Source organism: Pseudomonas sp. NPDC096925, assembly GCF_044762545.1.
Lineage (GTDB): Bacteria > Pseudomonadota > Gammaproteobacteria > Pseudomonadales > Pseudomonadaceae > Aquipseudomonas.
Window position 1 is genome coordinate 125,488 of the sequence record NZ_JBIWEM010000004.1, and the last position, 19,136, is coordinate 144,623.

Consider the following 19,136-nt stretch of genomic DNA (forward strand, 5'->3'; position numbering starts at 1 on the left):
TTAGTTCCGATCCGGGTTGGGCTCACACGACCATGAACAGCACAGCGACGAAGATGCTGGCAGCCGAGAAGGTCATGGTCCGCGAGGACCAGGTGTTGAACCATTGTTGAAAGCTGGCGAGGTCACGCTTGAGGGCAGTGGGCTGACGCGTCCAGGACTGCTTGTCGAGGCGGAAGAACACGTAGATCTTCATCAGCGCGCCGATGATCTGGTTGTAATAGAGAATCAGCGGGTAGGCCGGGCCTACGTTGTGGCCGGAGCACAGCAGCATGATGGTGAGGATCAGGCGGGTGATGCCGATCCACAGCAGGTACACCAGCAGGAAGCCCAGGCCGAACTTGAGGCTGGCGATCACCGCCACGGTCAGGCCCAGCAGGCTGGTCCACATCGACACGCGCTGGTCGAACAGGACGATGCTGGTGAACAGCCCCAGGCGGCGCAGGCCCAGGCCAAGCGCGCGGGAGTTCTGCCGCAGGTTGTTGCCGTACCAGCGGTACATCAGCTTGCGGCTGGCCTTGAGGAAGCTCTTCTCCGGCGGGTGCTCGACCGTGTTGATGGCGGCGTCCGGCACGTAGAAAGTGTCGTAGCCCAGGCGCATCAGGCTGAACCAGCTGGACTTGTCGTCACCGGTAAGGAACTTGAAGCGGCCCAGGCGCCAGTGCATCAGCGAGTCGCTTTCGACGTCGGCGATGAACTCGGGGTTGGTCACCACGCTGGCGCGGAACATCGACATGCGCCCGGTCATGGTCAGCACGCGCTTGGACAGGGCCATCGAGCACATGTTGATGTGGCGCTGGGCGAAGCGCAGCTTGTGCCACTCGCTCATGATGTAGCCGCCACGCACTTCGCAGAACTCGTTGGTGGTCAGGCCGCCGACGTTGGGGAACAGCTTGAACCACGGCACGGTCTTGCGTACCACGCCATCGCCCAGCACGGTGTCGCCGTCGATCACCGCCACCACGGCGTTGTCGTCCGGCAGCATGCGCGAGATGGCACGGAAGCCGTAGGCCAGGCCGTCACGCTTGCCGGTACCGGCGATGCGCACGATGTCCAGCTTCACGTGGGCTGGCGGGTTGTACTTGGCCCACAGGCTTTTCACCAGCAGTTCGTCCGACATTTCCACCAGCGAGCAGACCACGGTGGTGGGGAAGCCACAGTTGATCGCCTCGCGGATCACCGAGCTGTACACCTGGGCGGTGGTGAGTGCTTCGATGCGGAAGCTGGTCACCATCAGGTACACGTGGGACGGGTCGGTGTCCTTGCCCATCTTCTGCACCTTGCGGCGCAGGTACGGATACACGCCGTAGAGGAAGATCATGCCGCGGATGAAATGGGTGGCGCCCATGGAATAGCGCCAGATGCCGACTGCGCCGACCAGGAAGATGAAGTGCTTCGACTGCGAGTCGAAGATATCGGCTGGCAGGGCCAGGGCGATCAGCATGAGCAGACTCATGTAGAGCAGCCAACCGGCGCACTGCAACAGCACTGTCTGGAGCCTTTGCATGTTCAGCATCCGTCGAGAATTCGGGAAAAGGTGGGCAGCGGGGGTGGGGAGGCCCCCGCTGCCCGGCCAGCACTTACCAGCAGATGCCTTCGGTGCGGCTGGTGGCGCAGGTCGGTTTGCTCATGAAGCCGACCAGGTCGATCACGTGCTTGCCGGCCGGTGCTTGCTGGGCCAGTGCACGGAACTGCTCGTCACGGTTGCCCAGGACGATGATGTCGGCGTTGTCGATCACCTTCTGGAAGTCGGCGTTGAGCAGCGACGACACGTGCGGGATCTTCGATTCGATGTAGTCCTTGTTGGCGCCGTGGACGCGGGCGTACTGGACGTTCTCGTCGTAGATGTCCAGCTGGTAGCCCTTGCCGATCAGGCGCTCGGCCAGTTCCACCAGCGGGCTTTCACGCAGGTCGTCGGTGCCGGCCTTGAAGCTCAGGCCGAGCAGGGCGACCTTGCGCTTGTCGTGGGCTTCGATCAGCTCGAAGGCGTTCTGCACCTGCGACTCGTTGCTGCGCATCAGCGAGTCGAGCAGCGGTGCGCGTACATCGAGGCTGGCGGCACGATAGGTGAGGGCGCGCACGTCCTTGGGCAGGCACGAGCCGCCGAAGGCGAAGCCAGGGCGCATGTAGTACTGGGACAGGTTCAGCACTTTGTCCTGGCAGACCACGTCCATCACCTCACGGCCATCCACGCCTACGGCTTTGGCGATGTTGCCGATCTCGTTGGCGAAGGTGACCTTGGTGGCGTGCCATACGTTGCAGGTGTACTTGATCATCTCGGCCACTTCGATCGGCTTGCGGATGATCGGTGCGTCGAGCTCTTCGTACAGGGCCTGCAGGATGTCGCCGCTGGCGCTGTCCAGTTCGCCGATGACGGTCATCGGTGGCTGGTCGTAGTCCTTGATCGCGGTGCTTTCACGCAGGAATTCCGGGTTGACCGCGACACCGAAGTCGACGCCGGCTTTCTTGCCCGAGCAGTCTTCGAGGATCGGGATCACCACGTTCTTCACGGTGCCTGGCAGCACGGTGCTGCGTACCACGATGGTGTGACGGCGCTCGCTATCGCGCAGTACGTAGCCGATTTCGCGGCACACCGACTCGATGTATTCCAGGCCCAGGTCGCCGTTCTTCTTGCTTGGGGTACCCACGCAGATCATCGATACGTCGCTGGCACGGATGGCTTCGGCAAAATCGGTAGTACCGCGCAGGCGGCCGTTGGCGATGCCCTGTTGCAGCAGTGCTTCCAGGCCAGGTTCGACGATGGGGGACTTGCCCTGATTGATCAGTTCGATCTTGGTGCTGGACACGTCCACACCGATCACTTCATGGCCTCGCGCCGTCAGGCAGCCTGCACAGACTGCACCCACATAACCCAAACCAAAGATGCTGATACGCATCGCTATCACCTCATGTGTTTATCACGCCGGCCTCTCCGGGAAGAGCCGGGCTGGGTTGATTAACAACAGTTTTCGGGCGCACGGATCCATGGCGAAATGCACACTTCGCCGAGCGCAGGCAAAATAAATCCGGAGCGCAAAAAGTTATGCACTCAAATGTGGCAGTAAAAAGCCATTAATTAAAAAACGTGCCCTGGAATGCAGCCGTCTTTATTGCAATGCGCTACATGGCGCGTTGCTGTGCTTGTTTTTTCAAGTGGAAAAATCCTTTGAAATCAACCACTAGGACGATATGTAAGGGACGCGTCTCTCCTGCGTGGACAGGGTTTTCAGGGGGTGCCTGTCATACCTGTCGAAGTTGTTGGGGCTGGTAGTGGATACCTGCCGTTGTCACTTGTAAGTCATCTCTCACAGCCCGGGGGCAGGAAAATCGTTACGGCACTATGAGCGATTCGTCGTAGCAGAAGTTCCGGAGTGGGTTCGGCGCGGATGAAAGATTTCTAAATATTTTTTCAGTGGCGGACAATTTCAATCTGATAGCACACGGGTGTTTTACCCCGATATATAAAGGGCGAAACTGTTGCGAGATATTTTTATGCCAGCATCGAAAAATATTTTGAAAAATTCGTCAAAAAAGCTACGAACGGTCTTATGGCGTTTGGCTATAAGTAGGGTGGTGGCGATTTATTGACGCCAGGTTTATGACGTAATGGCGATATGAAGTGCGCCCTGTTGCGGGGCAGGAGAGGTGCGTAATGGCTGCTGGCCTCTTCGCGGCTAAAGCCGCTCCCACAGGTTTTGCACTGGTCTTGAGTTCAGTGGGGGGCTGTGGGAGCGGCTTCAGCCGCGAAGAGGGCGTGACAGGATCACTCGGAAGGATGATCGCGCAGGAACACCAGATGGTCAGGCTTCGACTGCTCGGCACTGTAGTAGTACCCCTGCACATCGAACTGCTTGAGCTCCTCCGGGTCACTGATGCGCTGCTGGATGACGAAGCGGCTCATCATGCCGCGGGCTTTCTTGGCGTAGAAGCTGATGATCTTGTACTGGCCGTTCTTCAGGTCCTTGAAGTCGACGTTGATCACCCGGGCCTTGAGCGCACTGCGTTTCACCGCACTGAAATACTCGTTGCTGGCCAGGTTCAGCAGCACGTCATCGCCCTGTTCGGCCAGGGCCTGGTTCAGCCATTCGCTGATGCGTGTGCCCCAGAAGGCGTACAGGTCCTTGCCGCGGGCGTTGGCCAGCTTGGTGCCCATTTCCAGGCGGTAGGGTTGCATCAGGTCGAGCGGGCGCAGCAGGCCGTACAGGCCCGAAAGCATGCGCAAATGCTGCTGGGCATAGCTGAAGTCGTCCTCGCCCAGGCTCTCGGCGTCGAGGCCGGTGTACACGTCACCCTTGAACGCCAGCAGCGCCTGCTTGGCATTGGCCGGGGTGAAGTCCGGGGTCCAGCTGCCGAAGCGCGCGGCATTCAGGCCGGCGAGCTTGTCGGACAGGTGCATCAGTTCGCTGATCTGCGCCGGCGACAGGTCGCGCAGTTGCTGGATCAGTTCCTGGGAGTCGTCCAGGTACTGGGGCAGGGTGAAACGCTCGGTCACCGGCGGGGTGTCGTAATCGAGGGTCTTGGCGGGGGAAATCACCGTCAGCATCGGGTCGGCTCCTGGCATCGTTGGCCGTGGATTCTACGGGCTGGGCGGTGCAAGTCCAAACTATGGCGACGATAGTCACAGACCATGGCCGGTGCAGGCGCTATAGTGCGCGTTTTGCCGTTGCGGAGCCTTCAACCGTGCGCATTGCCTCTGCCTTGCTGGCCGCTCTGCTGAGCCTGGCCGTGCAAGCTGCCCCGTTACCCCAGGCGAGCCTGGACCGCAGCCTGTGGCCCGAACAGCTGGACAGCCCGGCGCTGTTCGATGTGGCCTCGCGCGCCGAAATCCTCTCGTTCGCCCAGGTGCTGCACGAAAGCGAGCAGTTGGACGACGCAGCGCTGGCGGCACGCTTGGGGCTGCGGCAGATCAACCTGCAGAAGGTGCGCCTGGTGCGGGCGCGCATGTGGCAGCGGTTATGGGAAGGTTATCAACAGGCGCAGCGCAGTTGCGAGCAGGATGCGTCGTTCTGTTACCCGGTAACGTCGATGGCGGAGTTGCGTGCTCAAGCGGCGACGTTCGCTGCCGATGTCGGCACGTTCTACACCGGCTGGGTCGAGCCGAGTCACCAGTTCCATGTGCGCTACCTGGACGAGCAACTGCGCAAGGCTGCGTTGCTGCCACAGACCAGTAGCGAGCTGGAGCGGCTGTCCTCGCGCGAGCGCAACGGGGATGAACTGAACGACCGAATGTTCCTGCTGACCTTCGTCGGCGGGCCCGGGCCGGAGGGCGGCAGCACCGACCTGCTGGCTGATTACCTGCGCCGGCAAAAGCTTGAAGGCACGTTCTTCGTGCTCGGCAACCGCCTGCAGCAACGCCGCGACGCCGGGGTGGCGAATGCCTTGCGTCAGCTCTATGGCGGGCAGTGCGTGGGGATACAGGGTTGGGAGTACCGCTCCCATGCGCTGTGGAATGGTTGGCAGGACTCGTTGCGGCGTAGCCAGGCGCGGGTGCAGGCAGACCTGCCGGAGCAGTATGTGCCGTTGTTCCGGCCACCTTACGGGCAGCGTCGGGCCGATGGCGAGGCATTCATGGCCAGCCAGCAGTTGCGGGTGTCATTGTGGGACATCGATGCCCAGGATGATGGCGCACTGAGCGCCGAGGCCTCGGCGCAGCGGGTGCTGACCTTGATGCTGCTGTGGCGCAAAGGGGTGATCCAGTTCCATGACAGCCTGCCCAAGGCACAGCCGGCGGTGGAGTGGTTGTTGCGCAATACCGCGCAGAGCGGGATTGGTTGGGAGGACTGTCAGGCGTATTCCTGGCGGGAGTAGGGGGCCGCTTTGCGGCCCATCGCCGGCACGCCAGCTTCCACAGGTACCGTGCATGGGCTGCTGGCGATGGCCTCGGCAAGGCCAGCCTGAATTTTTACTGTAGTCCTCACGCGCCCCCTCGCCAACCCCTGTTCGTCATTTGGAAAAATAAACTTCACCTACACGTAAAAAGACTTTTTTTAGTCATCATTTTTGCGGTATGAAGAAACCAGACAGCCGATTCCTGCAGCACAGGTGGCGTCATCCAGGCCCACCTAGCCAGGTTCGCTTCCCGCCCGTAACAACGCGGATACGGGGACAGCGGCAGTCACTCTGCGGCGTAACAGACCACGCCGTGTGGCTTCGACATAAGGTGACCGAGTATGGATGACCAAGGACGCAACCCTTCCTCCAGCAAGCCTATCCTGTATGTGCTCGATACCAACGTCCTGATTCACGACCCTAACGCGTTACTGAACTTCGAGGAGCACCATGTCGCCATCCCGATGACGGTGCTGGAGGAACTCGACAAGCTCAAGACCGGCAAACAGACCATCGCCGCCGAATGCCGCCAGGCCATTCGACTGATCGACCAGACCCTTGGTGACGCCTCGCCCAGCGATGTCGAGCAGGGCGTTCCGATCCAGCGTGGCAAGAGCGGGCCCAAGGGCTTCCTGTCCATCCTGATGACCCCGCGCAACGAGCCGAACAAGCTGCTGCCGGAAAACCTCAACGACAACATCATCATCAACCAGTTGCTCGAAGTACGGGCCCGGCGCACCGACCTGGACGTTGTGCTGGTCACCAAAGACATCAACATGCGCCTGAAGGCACGTGCCTGTGGCATCGCGGCCGAGGACTACAGCACCGACCAGCTGGTCGATGACGTGTCCTTGCTGTCCAAGGGCTACCATTCGGTCACCGGCTCGTTCTGGGACCGGGTGAGCAAGGTCGATACCCGCCAGGAGCGTGGCCGTACCTGGCACCGCGTGCAATTGATCGACAACCTGCCGGCGGTGCATGTCAACGAGTTCATCATCGATGAACAGGGCTTCGTCGGCTGGATCAAGGGTATCCGCAACGATGAGTTGCTGTTGCTCGACCTGCACCAGGAACCGCTACTGCACCAGGAAGCCTGGGGCCTGAAGCCGCGGGACATCCATCAGAGCCTGGCGCTGTTCGCCCTGCTCGACCCGGATATCCACCTGGTCAACCTGACCGGCGCCGCCGGTTCCGGCAAGACCATCCTGGCCCTGGCCGCGGCCATCGAGCAGACCATGGTCAGCAAGCGCTACCGGCGCATCATCGCCACCCGCAGTGTGCAGGGGCTGGACCAGGAGATCGGCTTCCTGCCGGGCACCGAGGCCGAGAAGATGGAGCCCTGGCTGGGCGCCATCACCGACAACCTCGAAGCCTTGCACATGGATGACGAAAGCACCCATGGCAGCGTCGAGTACATCCTCGAACGCGTGCCGTTGCAGTTCAAGTCGCTGAACTACATCCGTGGCCGTAGCTTCCAGCAGAGCCTGATCCTGATCGACGAGTGCCAGAACCTGACACCGCACCAGATGAAAACCATCATCACCCGTGCCGGCTCCGGCTCCAAGGTGGTCTGCCTGGGTAACCTGGCGCAGATCGACACCCCCTACCTGTCCGCGACCAGCTCGGGCCTGACCTACCTGACCGAGCGCTTCAAGGACTTCCCCCATGGCGTGCACATCACCCTGCAGGGCGTGCCACGCTCGGTGCTGGCCGAGTACGCCGAGTCGCATCTGTAACCCTCTGCGCCGGGCGGTTCGCCGCCCGGCCTCTTCGCGGGCACGCCCGCGAAGAGGCCGTACCGGTTGACGCATCCCTCTGCTCAAACCTGACTCACAGGTTTACACTGCGAGTTCCCTTCACAGGAGCAGAGCAGTGCTGACACATCTTGATTCCCAGGGGCGGGCCAACATGGTCGACGTCACTGAAAAGGCCGTGACCGAGCGCGAGGCCACCGCCGAGGCGCGGGTGCGCATGTTGCCGCAGACCTTGCAGATGATTGTCGACGGTGAACACCCCAAGGGCGACGTGTTCGCCGTGGCGCGCATCGCCGGGATCCAGGCGGCCAAGAAGACCAGTGACCTGATCCCGCTGTGCCACCCGCTGATGCTGACCAGCGTCAAGGTCGAGCTCAGTGCCGAGGGGCAGGACGCCGTGCGCATCGTCGCCCGCTGCAAGCTGGCCGGGCAGACTGGCGTGGAGATGGAGGCGCTGACCGCCGCCAGCGTGGCCGCGCTGACGATCTACGACATGTGCAAGGCTGTGGATAAAGGTATGGTCATCGAGCAGGTGCGCCTGCTGGAAAAACTTGGCGGCAAGAGCGGCCACTACAAGGTGGAGGCGTGATGAAGGTCAAGGTGATGTACTTCGCCCGTTACCGCGAACTGTTGGGCGTGGATGCCGAGCGGGTGGAGGGCGTGTTCAAGGTGCTCGATGATGTGCGCCAGGCTTTGGTGGCCAAGGGCGGGCAGTACGAAGTGCTGGCCGAGCAGAACCTGATGTGTGCGCGCAACGAAGAGCTGTGCAAGCTCGATGAGCCGCTGGCAGAGGGCGATGAAGTGGCGTTCTTCCCGCCGGTGACCGGAGGCTGAACATGGCTGTGCGAGTACAGGAAGGCGCGTTCGACCCGGGGGCCGAGACCAATGCCATGCATGCGGCCAATGTCGGCGTAGGTGCGGTGGTCGGTTTTGTCGGTTATGTGCGGGACTTCAACGATGGCCGCGAAGTGGCGGGGATGTTCCTTGAGCACTATCCGGGCATGACCGAAAAGGCGCTGGCCAAGATCGTGGTCGAGGCCGAGCAGCGCTGGCCGTTGCTCAAGGTGGAGGTGCTGCACCGCATCGGTGCGCTGGAACCGGGCGAGCCGATCGTGTTCGTCGGCGTGGCCAGTGCCCATCGGCAGGCGGCGTTCGATGCCTGCAACTTCATCATGGACTACCTGAAGACCCGGGCGCCGTTCTGGAAGAAGGAAAATACCCAGGAAGGGGCAAGGTGGGTGGAAGGGAAGCAGAGTGACCAGGATGCCGCTGGGCGCTGGTAGATCCTTGTTTGATGGCCGGGGCGTAGCCCCGGTTCGACGGGTAAACCCGCTCCCACAGGTACTGCACAGGTTTCGAAAGCTGTGGAGTACCTCTGTGGGAGCGGGTTTACCCGCGAAGAGGCCGGCACAGGTCAATGGTGCTTGCGCGGCACCGGCTTCAGCAGCTCATCCGGCGGCATTTCACACTTGATCTTGCGCCCCAGCAGCTCTTCGATCGCCGGCAGCTGGTAGGAGTCATCCTCGCCGGCAAAGCTGATCGACACGCCACTGGTCCCCGCACGGCCGGTCCGGCCAATGCGGTGCACATAGTCGTCCGGGTCTTCCGGCAGGGTGAAGTTGATCACGTGGCTGATGCCATCGATGTGAATACCACGCCCTGCCACGTCGGTGGCCACCAGCACGGTGATTCGCCCTTCGCGGAAGTTTTCCAGGGTACGGATACGCTTGTGCTGCGGCACGTCGCCCGACAACTGCGCGGCATTGATGCCGTCGCGCACCAGTTTTTCCTCGATGCGCCGCACTTCGTCCTTGCGGTTGGCGAATACCATCACCCGTTCCCACTTGTTCTGGGTCACCAGGTTGTACAGCAGCTTGTACTTGTCGCTGCCGGCCACCGCATACACGTGCTGCTCCACCGTTTCGCTGGCCACGTTTTCCGGCTCGATCTCGACGATGGCCGGGTTGGTGGTCCACTGCTTGGCCAGGTTCATCACGTCGTCGGTGAAGGTGGCGGAGAACAGCAGGGTCTGGCGCTCGCTTTTCGGCGGCGTCTGGCGAATGATCTGGCGTACCTGGGGGATGAAGCCCATGTCGAGCATGCGGTCGGCTTCGTCCAGCACCATTACCTCGACCATGTCCAGGTGCACCTCACCGCGCTGGTTGAAGTCCAGCAGGCGGCCCGGGGTGGCCACCAGGATGTCGCAGTGGCGCGCTTCCAGGGCCTTGAGCTGCTTGTCGAAGTCCATGCCGCCGACAAAGCTCATCACGTTCAGGCCGGTGTACTTGGTCAGGGCGATGGCGTCCTTGGCGATCTGCACCACCAGCTCGCGGGTGGGCGCGATGATCAGCGCGCGTGGCTCGCCCATGTAGCGTTCCTTCGGCGGCGGCGTCTGCTGCAGCTGGGAAATGATCGAGATCAGGAACGCCGCCGTCTTGCCGGTACCGGTCTGGGCCCGGCCGATGGCGTCCTGGCCACGCAGGGTGTAACCCAGCACCTGTGCCTGGATCGGTGTGCAGTACGGGAAGCCCAGGTCGTGGATGGCGTGCATCAGCTCGTTGGACAGCTTGAAGTCGTGGAAGCGGGTCTTGCCTTCTTGCGGCTCGACCACGAAGTCTTCGGGTTTCCACAGGCTGGCCTGCGGCTTGGGCTTGCGCTCGCGACGCGGTTTGTCCTTGGCCGGCTTGTCGGTGGCTGGCGTAACGGCGGCAGGCTGTTCAGCCTCGGCAGTGCGGTTGGCGCGCGGGGTGGCCGGCTTTGCTGCGGGCCGGGCCTCGCTGGCTGGCGCGGGCGCAGGCGGGGTCACGCTGGCAGCAGGAGCGACGGCCTGTGGCGCGGCGTCTCCCTTGCCGAATATTTTCTTGAGTGCCTTGAGCACGATCGTCTCATCAACTGGTTAAGGAATGTACGCCGGGCAGTGTAATGCAAGATTCAGGCGCGGCGTAGCGGAATAGCCTCACAACTACAGGCTGCCTTGGCTTATTGCAATTGCTGGCCCAGCCAGTCGTGGATGTCGTTCAGCTCTTCCACCGCCACTTCATGTTCCATCGGGTATTCGTGCCAGCGGGCGGCGACGCCCCAGGTATTCAGGTACTCGAAGGCGGTGCGGCCCATGGACGGGATCACCACCGGGTCGTGCACGCCGTGCAGGCACAGGGCCGGGGTGCGTTGCTGGCAGGCGCTCAACTGATGCTGGTCGTTGAAGGTGGGGGCGTAGGTGGACAGGGCGATCACGCCACCCAGCGCTTCTTGCCACTTTATATAGGCAGTGTGCAGCACCACCGCACCGCCTTGGGAGAAACCGGCCAGGAAGATCCGCGACAGGCTGATGCCCTTGGCCTGCTCGGCCTTGATCAGGGCAATGAGCTGTTCGGCCGATTCTTCCAGCTGCGCTTCGTCGATGGCGCGGGCTGGGGTCATGGCCTTGATGTCATACCAGCTGGGCATGGCATAGCCGCCGTTGATGGTTACCGGGCGGGTGGGTGCCTGGGGCATGACGAAACGGGTGCTGAGCAGGCGTTCCTGCATGAATTCGGCCACTGGTAGGAAGTCGTAACGGTCGGCACCCAGACCGTGCAACCAGATCACACAGGCGTCTGCGGTTTTCTGCGGTTCGAGAATCAACGGGTTGGTCATGACTGCTCCGAAAGTGTGCGGGTCTTGTTATGGCGTGCGTGAAAAGAAGGCGCTGGAAATGATTGTCTGAAAAAGAATGTCGCAACGATACAACTTTCCCTACTTGACGAGCGCTTAAACGCTACAGCCAGAAATTTTGGTACGCGCTTTGCAATTCAACCTGTGATGCAAAGGGCAGGCCGTGACGGTAACACCCTTAGCACGCGAAGGCTGTCACAGAACAGTCCATTGCGCCATTTGACCCAATAACAAGCCAATACGGGTCGGACACGCCTCAAAAGGGTGCGGTGCAATTCCGGCTCGATACAACAAGAGCGATTTGGAGGTTGTGAATGAAGATGTTGAAAACCACCCTGGCAGTCCTGACCGCTGCCGCCGCGCTGGGGGCCGTGAGCAACGCCCAGGCCGGCGCCACCCTCGATGCGGTAAAGAAGAAGGGCTTCGTCCAGTGTGGCGTGAGCGACGGTCTTCCAGGCTTCTCGGTACCTGATGCGCAGGGCAAGATCGTTGGTATCGACGCCGACGTGTGCCGCGCCGTGGCCGCCGCCGTGTTCGGCGATGCCACCAAGGTCAAGTTCAGCCAGCTCAACGCCAAGGAACGCTTTACCGCCCTGCAGTCGGGCGAAGTCGACGTGCTGTCGCGCAACACCACCTGGACCAGCTCGCGTGATGCCGGCATGGGCCTGGTATTCGCCGGTGTTACCTACTACGACGGCGTTGGCTTCCTGGCCAACAAAAAGCTGGGTGTATCCAGCGCCAAGGAACTCGATGGCGCGACTATCTGCATCCAGGCCGGTACCACCACCGAGCTGAACGTATCGGACTACTTCCGCGCCAATGGCCTGAAGTACACCCCGATCACCTTCGACACCTCGGACGAAAGCGCCAAGTCGCTGGAGTCGGGCCGTTGCGACGTGCTGACCTCGGACAAGTCGCAGCTGTTCGCCCAGCGCTCCAAGCTGGCCGCGCCGACCGAGTACGTGGTACTGCCGGAAACCATCTCCAAGGAACCGCTGGGCCCGGTGGTGCGCAAGGGCGACGAAGAATGGTTCAGCATCGTCAAGTGGACCCTGTTCGCCATGCTTAACGCCGAAGAGGCGGGCATCACCTCGAAGAATGTCGAGGCCGAAGCCAAGAGCACCAAGAACCCGGACGTCGCCCGCCTGCTGGGCGCGGATGGTGAGTACGGCAAGGACCTCAAGCTGCCCAAGGACTGGGTAGTGCAAATCGTGAAGCAAGTCGGTAACTACGGCGAAGTGTTCGAGAAGAACCTGGGCCAGAGCACCGACCTGAAGATCGACCGTGGCATGAACGCCCTGTGGAACAACGGCGGCATCCAGTACGCGCCACCTGTGCGCTGATGGCTGCACCCTGCGGCGGCATCCCGCCGCCGCAGGCTGTTCGAATCCCTACTGTCCGGGGCACTTCATGCAAAATCAAATCGGCGCACCCAAGGGCTTGTCCCTTAACGATCCGCGTGTGCGCGCGTGGCTGTTCCAGATCCTCACGATCGTCTTCGTGGTCGGCCTGGGCTGGTACCTGTTCCACAACACGCAAACCAACCTGCAACACCGGGGTATCACCTCGGGCTTCGACTTTCTCAACCGCAGTGCCGGCTTCGGCATCGCCCAGCACCTGATTCCCTACGTGGAATCCGACAGCTATGCGCGGGTGTTCGTCATCGGCCTGCTCAACACCCTGCTGGTGACCTTCATCGGTGTGGTGCTGGCGACCATCCTCGGCTTCATCATCGGTGTGGCGCGGTTGTCGCCGAACTGGATGATCAACAAGCTGGCGACCGTGTATGTGGAGACCTTCCGCAACATCCCGCCGTTGTTGCAGATCCTGTTCTGGTACTTCGCCGTGTTCCTGACCCTGCCGGGACCGCGGGGCAGTATCAATATCGACGACACCTTCTTCATCAGCAACCGTGGCCTTAACATGCCCGGCGCGTCCATGGCCGAAGGCTTCTGGCCGTTCGTCGTGGCCCTGGTCCTGGCGCTGCTGGCCATCGTGGTAATGGTGCGCTTTGCCAACAAGCGCTTCGACGAGACCGGTGTACCGTTCCACAAGTTCTGGGTGGGGCTGGCGCTGTTCATCGCCATTCCGGGCGTTTGCGTACTGCTGTTCGGCAGCCCGGTGCACTGGGAAGTGCCGCAATTGAAAGGATTCAACTTCGTCGGCGGGTGGGTGCTGATCCCCGAGCTGCTGGCGTTGACCCTGGCGTTGACCATCTATACCGCAGCGTTCATCGCCGAAATCGTGCGCTCCGGTATCCGTTCGGTCAGCCATGGCCAGACCGAGGCCGCGCGCTCGCTGGGCCTGCGCGAGGGCCCGACCCTGCGCAAGGTGATCATCCCCCAGGCACTGCGGGTGATCATTCCGCCGCTGACCAGCCAGTACCTGAACCTGGCGAAGAACTCGTCGCTGGCGGCCGGTATCGGCTACCCGGAGATGGTTTCGCTGTTCGCCGGTACCGTGCTCAACCAGACCGGCCAGGCCATCGAGGTGATCGCCATCACCATGAGTGTCTATCTCGCCATCAGCATCAGCATTTCGCTGCTGATGAACTGGTACAACAAGCGCATTGCGCTGATCGAGCGGTGAGGATACGCCCGTGAATGCCCATGTTTTCAAACCCGATATGCCGCCACCGGTGAAAACCGTCGGCGTGCTCGCATGGATGCGTGCCAATCTGTTCTCCAGCTGGCTCAACACGCTGCTGACCCTGTTCGCCATCTATCTGGTGTGGCTGATCGTGCCGCCGTTGCTGCAGTGGGCGTTGCTTGACGCCAACTGGGTCGGCACCACCCGTGCCGACTGCACCAAGGAGGGCGCCTGCTGGGTGTTCGTGCAGCAGCGCTTCGGCCAGTTCATGTACGGCTACTACCCGGCCGAGCTGCGCTGGCGCGTGGACCTGACCGTGTGGCTTGCCGTGCTCGGCACCGCGCCACTGTTCATCAAGCGTTTCCCGCGCAAGGCCTTCTATGGCCTGGGCTTCCTGGTGCTGTACCCCGTGCTGGCCTACACCCTGCTGCACGGGGGCGTCCTGGGCCTGGAAAACGTAGCGACCAGCCAGTGGGGCGGGCTGATGCTGACCCTGGTGATCGCCACCGTGGGCATCGTCGGCGCCTTGCCGCTGGGCATCCTGCTGGCCCTGGGGCGGCGTTCGAAGATGCCGGCGGTGAAGGTGGTGTGCGTGACCTTCATCGAGTTCTGGCGCGGCGTGCCGTTGATCACGGTGCTGTTCATGTCGTCGGTGATGCTGCCTTTGTTCCTGCCCGAGGGCATGAGCTTCGACAAGCTGCTGCGGGCGATGATCGGCGTGATCCTGTTCCAGTCGGCGTACATCGCCGAGGTGGTGCGGGGCGGCCTGCAGGCCATCCCCAAGGGCCAGTACGAAGCCGCCGCGGCCATGGGCCTGGGCTACTGGCGGGCGATGGGCCTGGTGATTCTGCCGCAGGCGCTCAAGCTGGTGATCCCAGGCATCGTCAACACCTTCATTGCCCTGTTCAAGGACACCAGCCTGGTGATCATCATCGGCCTGTTCGACCTGCTGAACAGCGTCAAGCAAGCTGCCGCCGACCCGGCCTGGCTGGGCATGGCTACCGAGGGCTACGTGTTCGCCGCCCTGGTGTTCTGGATTTTCTGTTTCGGTATGTCCCGCTACTCCATGCATCTGGAGCGCAAGCTGGACACTGGCCACAAGCGTTAGGAGTTTCGAAATGAGTGAAGCGATCAAGCAGCCTGCCGGCCCCGAAGGCATCATCCAGATGCAGGGCGTGAACAAGTGGTACGGCCAGTTCCATGTGCTCAAGGACATCAACCTGAACGTGCGCCAGGGTGAGCGTATCGTGCTGTGCGGGCCGTCCGGCTCGGGCAAGTCCACCACTATCCGTTGCCTCAACCGCCTGGAAGAGCACCAGCAGGGGCGCATCGTGGTCGATGGCGTGGAGCTGACCAACGATCTCAAGCAGATCGAGGCGATCCGCCGTGAGGTGGGCATGGTGTTCCAGCACTTCAACCTGTTCCCGCACCTGAGCATCCTGGAGAACTGCACCCTGGCACCGATGTGGGTGCGCAAGATGCCCCGGCGCAAGGCCGAGGAAATCGCCATGCATTACCTGGAGCGGGTGCGTATTCCGGAGCAGGCGCACAAGTACCCTGGGCAGTTGTCCGGTGGCCAGCAGCAGCGTGTTGCGATTGCCCGTGCGTTGTGCATGAAGCCGAAGATCATGCTGTTCGACGAACCGACCTCGGCGCTGGACCCGGAAATGGTCAAGGAAGTGCTCGATACCATGGTGGGCCTGGCCGAAGATGGCATGACCATGCTTTGCGTGACCCACGAGATGGGCTTTGCCCGGACCGTGGCGAACCGGGTGATCTTCATGGACAAGGGCGAGATCGTCGAGCAGGCGGCGCCGGATGACTTCTTCGACCGGCCGCGCAGTGACCGGACCAAGTTGTTCCTGAGCCAGATCCTGCATTGATGCAAGAGGGGCCGCTGACGCGGTCCACTGTGGGAGCGGCCTTGCGTCGCGAAAGGGCCGCAAAGCGGCCCCAGGCATATATGCTGCGAAGCTGAAATCCTGGGGCCGCTACGCGCCCCATCGCGACGCAAGGCCGCTCCCACAGGTTTGCGAAACAGCCAGGATTGCAGCGTTACTTCTCTTCTTCTTTGGCGACTGCCGGCGCCGGTGGCGGCCGCAGCCCCACCTCGGCGATCAGCTTCAACTGCTGCCCATTGCGCATCACCTCGATGGTGATCTTCTCGTTGGGCTTGATCCGCGCCACCTGGTTCATCGATTTGCGCCCGTCACCGGCTGGCTCGCCGTTGATGCTCAGGATCACGTCACCCAGCTGCAGCCCGGCCTTCGCCGCCGGCCCCTCGCGGAAGATTCCCGCCACCACGATGCCCGGGCGGTCCTTCATGCCGAACGACTCGGCCAGTTCCTGGCTCAGCGGCTGTACCTCGATGCCCAGCCAGCCACGGATGACCTGGCCGTGCTCGACGATCGACTTCATCACCTCCAGCGCCAGTTTTACCGGGATGGCAAAACCGATGCCCTGCGAACCACCGGATTTGGAGAAGATCGCGGTGTTGATGCCGATCAGGTTGCCGTTGGCATCCACCAGCGCACCCCCGGAGTTGCCCGGGTTGATCGCCGCGTCGGTCTGGATGAAGTCTTCGTAGTTGTTCAGGCCCAGCTGGTTGCGGCCGGTGGCGCTGATGATGCCCATGGTCACGGTCTGGCCGACGCCGAACGGGTTGCCGATGGCCAGCGACACGTCGCCGATGTGAATGTTGTCGGAGCGGCCGATGGTGATTGCTGGCAGGCTCTTCAGGTCGATCTTCAGCACCGCCAGGTCGGTTTCCGGGTCGCTACCAATCACCCGGGCCAAGGTTTCGCGGCCATCCTTCAGGGCGACGACGATCTGGTCGGCGCCACTGGTGACGTGGTTGTTGGTCAGCAGGTAGCCCTCGGGGCTCATGATCACCGCCGAGCCCAGGCTCGATTCCCAGCGGCGCTGCTTGGGCAGGTTGTCACCGAAGAAACGGCGGAACTGCGGGTCTTCGAACAGCGGGTGGGCGCTCTTGTTCACCACCTTGGTGGTGTACAGGTTGACCACCGCCGGGGCGGCCAGGGTCACGGCATCGGCGTAGGACACCGGGCCTTGCATGATCCGCGAGGTCTGCGGTGCCTGCTGCAGGTTGACGTCCTGGCTGGGCAGGCCGACCCATTCCGGGAAGCGCTGGATGATCAGCATGGCGATCAGTAGGCCGGTAAGCAGGGGCCAGCCAAAGTAACGCAAAGCCTTGAACATGAATGAATCCTGGAAAGAGCGGGTACGGTGGCCGCGCGGTGGGGCATGAGCGCGCGCGATCATACACCGGTTCCCCCAGTGCCGGCGACGGCTCATAATGGCCGGCATTATACGGGCGTTGCATGGGCGTTGTGCCCGAGAAAAACGCAGATTTCGAGGAGATTTTCATGGCTGTCGCTCTGAACACCCTGGTCGAGGAAGCCGAGCGTTACCTGGGCAGCGCGAAGATCCAGGATTATTGCCCCAACGGTTTGCAGGTAGAAGGCCGGCCGCAGGTCAGCCGCATCGTCAGCGGTGTTACCGCCAGCCAGGCGTTGCTGGATGCGGCGGTCGAGGCCCAGGCCGACCTGGTGCTGGTGCACCATGGCTACTTCTGGAAGGGTGAGAACCCGTGCGTCACCGGCATCCGGCAGCGCCGGCTGAAGACCCTGTTGAACAACGACATCAGTCTGCTGGCCTTCCACCTGCCGCTGGACGTGCACCCGGATGTGGGCAACAACGTGCAACTGGCGCGGCAGCTGGACATCACCGTCGAAGGGCCGCTGGACCCGGAAAACCCCAAGGTGGTCGGGCTGGTCGGCTCGCTGGCCGAGCCAGTGACCGCGCGCGACTTTGCCCGGCGGGTGCGGGAGGTGCTGGGGCGTGAGCCGTTGCTGGTCGAAGGCGAGCAGATGATCAGTCGGGTCGGCTGGTGCACCGGGGGCGGGCAGGGCTACATCGACACGGCGATCGCGGCCGGGGTAGACCTGTACCTGACGGGCGAGGCGTCGGAGCAGACCTATCATAGTGCCCGCGAGAATGGTGTCAGCTTCATTGCCGCCGGGCACCATGCCACCGAGCGCTATGGGGTGCAGGCGCTGGGTGATTACCTGGCGCGGCGGTTTGCCGTGGAGCACCTGTTCATCGATTGCCCGAACCCGATCTGACATCGGCGTCGCCTTCTTCGCGGGTGCGCCCGCTCCCACAAGTACGCGCTGCACCTGTGGGAGCGGGCGTGCCCGCGAAAGGCCGCAGAGCGGCCCAATTCCAGCCCAAACCCCCAGTCATATCGTTAGACTTTTTCGATCTAGCCGGCCTCCTAAATAGAAGCAGCCGCTGTGATAAAGTGGCTCGCTCGAACACGGCCCGCAGGCCGTCCATAAGATCGTTTTTCGTGAGTAGCCATGGTCGACAAACTGACGCACTTGAAACAGCTGGAGGCGGAGAGCATCCACATCATCCGCGAGGTGGCCGCCGAGTTCGACAACCCGGTGATGCTGTACTCGATCGGCAAGGATTCCGCCGTGATGCTGCACCTGGCGCGCAAGGCCTTCTTCCCGGGCAAGCTGCCGTTCCCGGTGATGCACGTCGACACCCAGTGGAAATTCCAGGAGATGTACAGCTTCCGCGACAAGATGGTCGAGGAAATGGGCCTGGAGCTGATCACCCACGTCAACCCCGAGGGTGTGGCGCAGGGCATCAACCCGTTCACCCATGGCAGCTCCAAGCACACCGACATCATGAAGACCCAGGGCCTGAAGCAGGCGCTGGACAAGCATGGTTTCGACGCCGCCTTCGGTGGCGCGCGCCGCGACGAAGAGAAGTCGCGGGCCAAGGAGCGCGTGTACTCGTTCCGTGACAGCAAGCACCGCTGGGACCCGAAGAACCAGCGCCCGGAACTGTGGAACGTGTACAACGGCAAGGTCAACAAGGGCGAGTCGATCCGTGTCTTCCCGCTGTCGAACTGGACCGAGCTGGACATCTGGCAGTACATCTACCTCGAAGGTATCCCGATCGTGCCGCTGTACTTCGCCGCCGAGCGTGAGGTCATCGAGAAGAACGGCACCCTGATCATGATCGACGACGAGCGCATCCTCGAACATCTCACCGATGAAGAGAAAGCGCGCATCGTCAAGAAGAAGGTGCGTTTCCGTACCCTCGGCTGCTACCCGCTGACGGGCGCTGTCGAGTCGGAAGCCGAGACCCTGACGGACATCATTCAGGAAATGCTCCTGACTCGTACGTCCGAACGCCAGGGCCGTGTCATCGACCACGATGGCGCCGGTTCCATGGAAGACAAGAAACGCCAAGGCTACTTCTAATTTCAGGGTTACT

General features: G+C 62.1%; 17 protein-coding genes. 11 read left to right on the forward strand and 6 right to left on the reverse strand.

The annotated features are described in order from the left end of the window. Positions 1-22: 22 nt before the first annotated feature. From ACIQYU_RS14360 to yaaA, 3 genes are all read right to left on the reverse strand, one after another. Positions 23-1,504: a glycosyltransferase family 2 protein gene (locus ACIQYU_RS14360; RefSeq protein WP_207836306.1), complete on the reverse strand. Its 1,482-nt coding sequence runs from the start codon at positions 1,502-1,504 to the stop codon at positions 23-25. A gap of 73 nt (positions 1,505-1,577) precedes the next feature. Further along, positions 1,578-2,894 carry a nucleotide sugar dehydrogenase gene (locus tag ACIQYU_RS14365; RefSeq protein WP_402800502.1) on the reverse strand — a complete coding sequence of 439 codons (1,317 nt, stop codon included), beginning with the start codon at positions 2,892-2,894 and terminating at the stop codon, positions 1,578-1,580. A gap of 866 nt (positions 2,895-3,760) precedes the next feature. Beyond that, the gene (gene yaaA, locus ACIQYU_RS14370; protein ID WP_402800505.1) at positions 3,761-4,540 is read right to left on the reverse strand and encodes a peroxide stress protein YaaA; all 780 of its coding nucleotides are present in this window, start codon (positions 4,538-4,540) and stop codon (positions 3,761-3,763) included. A gap of 137 nt (positions 4,541-4,677) precedes the next feature. On the opposite strand from yaaA, the gene ACIQYU_RS14375 reads away from it, so the two are divergent. The 5 genes from ACIQYU_RS14375 (at position 4,678) to moaE (ending at position 8,863) form a co-directional block, all read left to right on the forward strand. Continuing rightward, positions 4,678-5,805 carry a polysaccharide deacetylase family protein gene (locus ACIQYU_RS14375; RefSeq protein WP_402800508.1) on the forward strand — a complete coding sequence of 376 codons (1,128 nt, stop codon included), beginning with the start codon at positions 4,678-4,680 and terminating at the stop codon, positions 5,803-5,805. Positions 5,806-6,167: 362 nt separating this feature from the next. Continuing rightward, positions 6,168-7,562 carry a PhoH family protein gene (locus ACIQYU_RS14380; protein WP_013974146.1) on the forward strand — a complete coding sequence of 465 codons (1,395 nt, stop codon included), beginning with the start codon at positions 6,168-6,170 and terminating at the stop codon, positions 7,560-7,562. A gap of 136 nt (positions 7,563-7,698) precedes the next feature. Further along, the gene (moaC, locus tag ACIQYU_RS14385) at positions 7,699-8,169 is read left to right on the forward strand and encodes a cyclic pyranopterin monophosphate synthase MoaC (RefSeq protein WP_003251775.1); all 471 of its coding nucleotides are present in this window, start codon (positions 7,699-7,701) and stop codon (positions 8,167-8,169) included. Further along, positions 8,169-8,414, forward strand: a complete 246-nt coding sequence (moaD, locus tag ACIQYU_RS14390; protein WP_207836551.1) for a molybdopterin converting factor subunit 1 — start codon at positions 8,169-8,171, stop codon at positions 8,412-8,414. Before moaC ends, moaD begins: the two co-directional genes overlap by 1 nt. Before the next feature lie 2 nt (positions 8,415-8,416). Next, a complete protein-coding gene (gene moaE / locus ACIQYU_RS14395; protein ID WP_025340575.1) occupies positions 8,417-8,863 on the forward strand; it encodes a molybdopterin synthase catalytic subunit MoaE in 447 nt (148 codons plus the stop codon). A 131-nt stretch (positions 8,864-8,994) separates the two neighbouring features. Here the strand turns inward: moaE and rhlB are convergent, their stop codons facing one another. Further along, positions 8,995-10,458, reverse strand: coding sequence for an ATP-dependent RNA helicase RhlB (gene rhlB, locus ACIQYU_RS14400; RefSeq protein ID WP_333957002.1), 1,464 nt, complete (start codon positions 10,456-10,458; stop codon positions 8,995-8,997). Between the two features lie 101 nt (positions 10,459-10,559). Further along, positions 10,560-11,216, reverse strand: a complete 657-nt coding sequence (locus tag ACIQYU_RS14405; RefSeq protein ID WP_233687060.1) for an alpha/beta hydrolase — start codon at positions 11,214-11,216, stop codon at positions 10,560-10,562. 332 nt (positions 11,217-11,548) lie between these two features. On the opposite strand from ACIQYU_RS14405, the gene ACIQYU_RS14410 reads away from it, so the two are divergent. The 4 genes from ACIQYU_RS14410 to ACIQYU_RS14425 all read left to right on the forward strand — a co-directional run bounded on the left by ACIQYU_RS14410 (position 11,549) and on the right by ACIQYU_RS14425 (position 15,706). Continuing rightward, complete coding sequence (locus ACIQYU_RS14410) at positions 11,549-12,577, forward strand: amino acid ABC transporter substrate-binding protein (protein WP_013974141.1); 1,029 nt, start codon at positions 11,549-11,551, stop codon at positions 12,575-12,577. Between the two features lie 67 nt (positions 12,578-12,644). After that, positions 12,645-13,823 (forward strand): amino acid ABC transporter permease, encoded by a 1,179-nt coding sequence (locus tag ACIQYU_RS14415; RefSeq protein ID WP_402800516.1) that lies wholly within the window; start codon positions 12,645-12,647, stop codon positions 13,821-13,823. A gap of 10 nt (positions 13,824-13,833) precedes the next feature. After that, a complete protein-coding gene (locus ACIQYU_RS14420; RefSeq protein ID WP_207834463.1) occupies positions 13,834-14,931 on the forward strand; it encodes an amino acid ABC transporter permease in 1,098 nt (365 codons plus the stop codon). Positions 14,932-14,941: 10 nt separating this feature from the next. Next, on the forward strand, positions 14,942-15,706 hold the full coding sequence (locus tag ACIQYU_RS14425) for an amino acid ABC transporter ATP-binding protein (protein ID WP_003251792.1): 765 nt from the start codon (positions 14,942-14,944) through the stop codon (positions 15,704-15,706). A 172-nt stretch (positions 15,707-15,878) separates the two neighbouring features. On the opposite strand, the gene algW is transcribed toward ACIQYU_RS14425, so the two are convergent. Next, the gene (gene algW / locus ACIQYU_RS14430; protein ID WP_207834471.1) at positions 15,879-17,042 is read right to left on the reverse strand and encodes a Do family serine endopeptidase AlgW; all 1,164 of its coding nucleotides are present in this window, start codon (positions 17,040-17,042) and stop codon (positions 15,879-15,881) included. A 167-nt stretch (positions 17,043-17,209) separates the two neighbouring features. Between algW and ACIQYU_RS14435 the strand changes: the two genes are divergently transcribed. Both ACIQYU_RS14435 and cysD read left to right on the forward strand, forming a co-directional pair. After that, entirely contained in the window at positions 17,210-17,968 is a 759-nt protein-coding gene (locus tag ACIQYU_RS14435; RefSeq protein ID WP_063913327.1) for a Nif3-like dinuclear metal center hexameric protein, read from the forward strand. 237 nt (positions 17,969-18,205) lie between these two features. After that, a complete protein-coding gene (gene cysD, locus ACIQYU_RS14440; RefSeq protein ID WP_013974136.1) occupies positions 18,206-19,123 on the forward strand; it encodes a sulfate adenylyltransferase subunit CysD in 918 nt (305 codons plus the stop codon). The last annotated feature ends 13 nt before the right edge of the window (positions 19,124-19,136 follow it).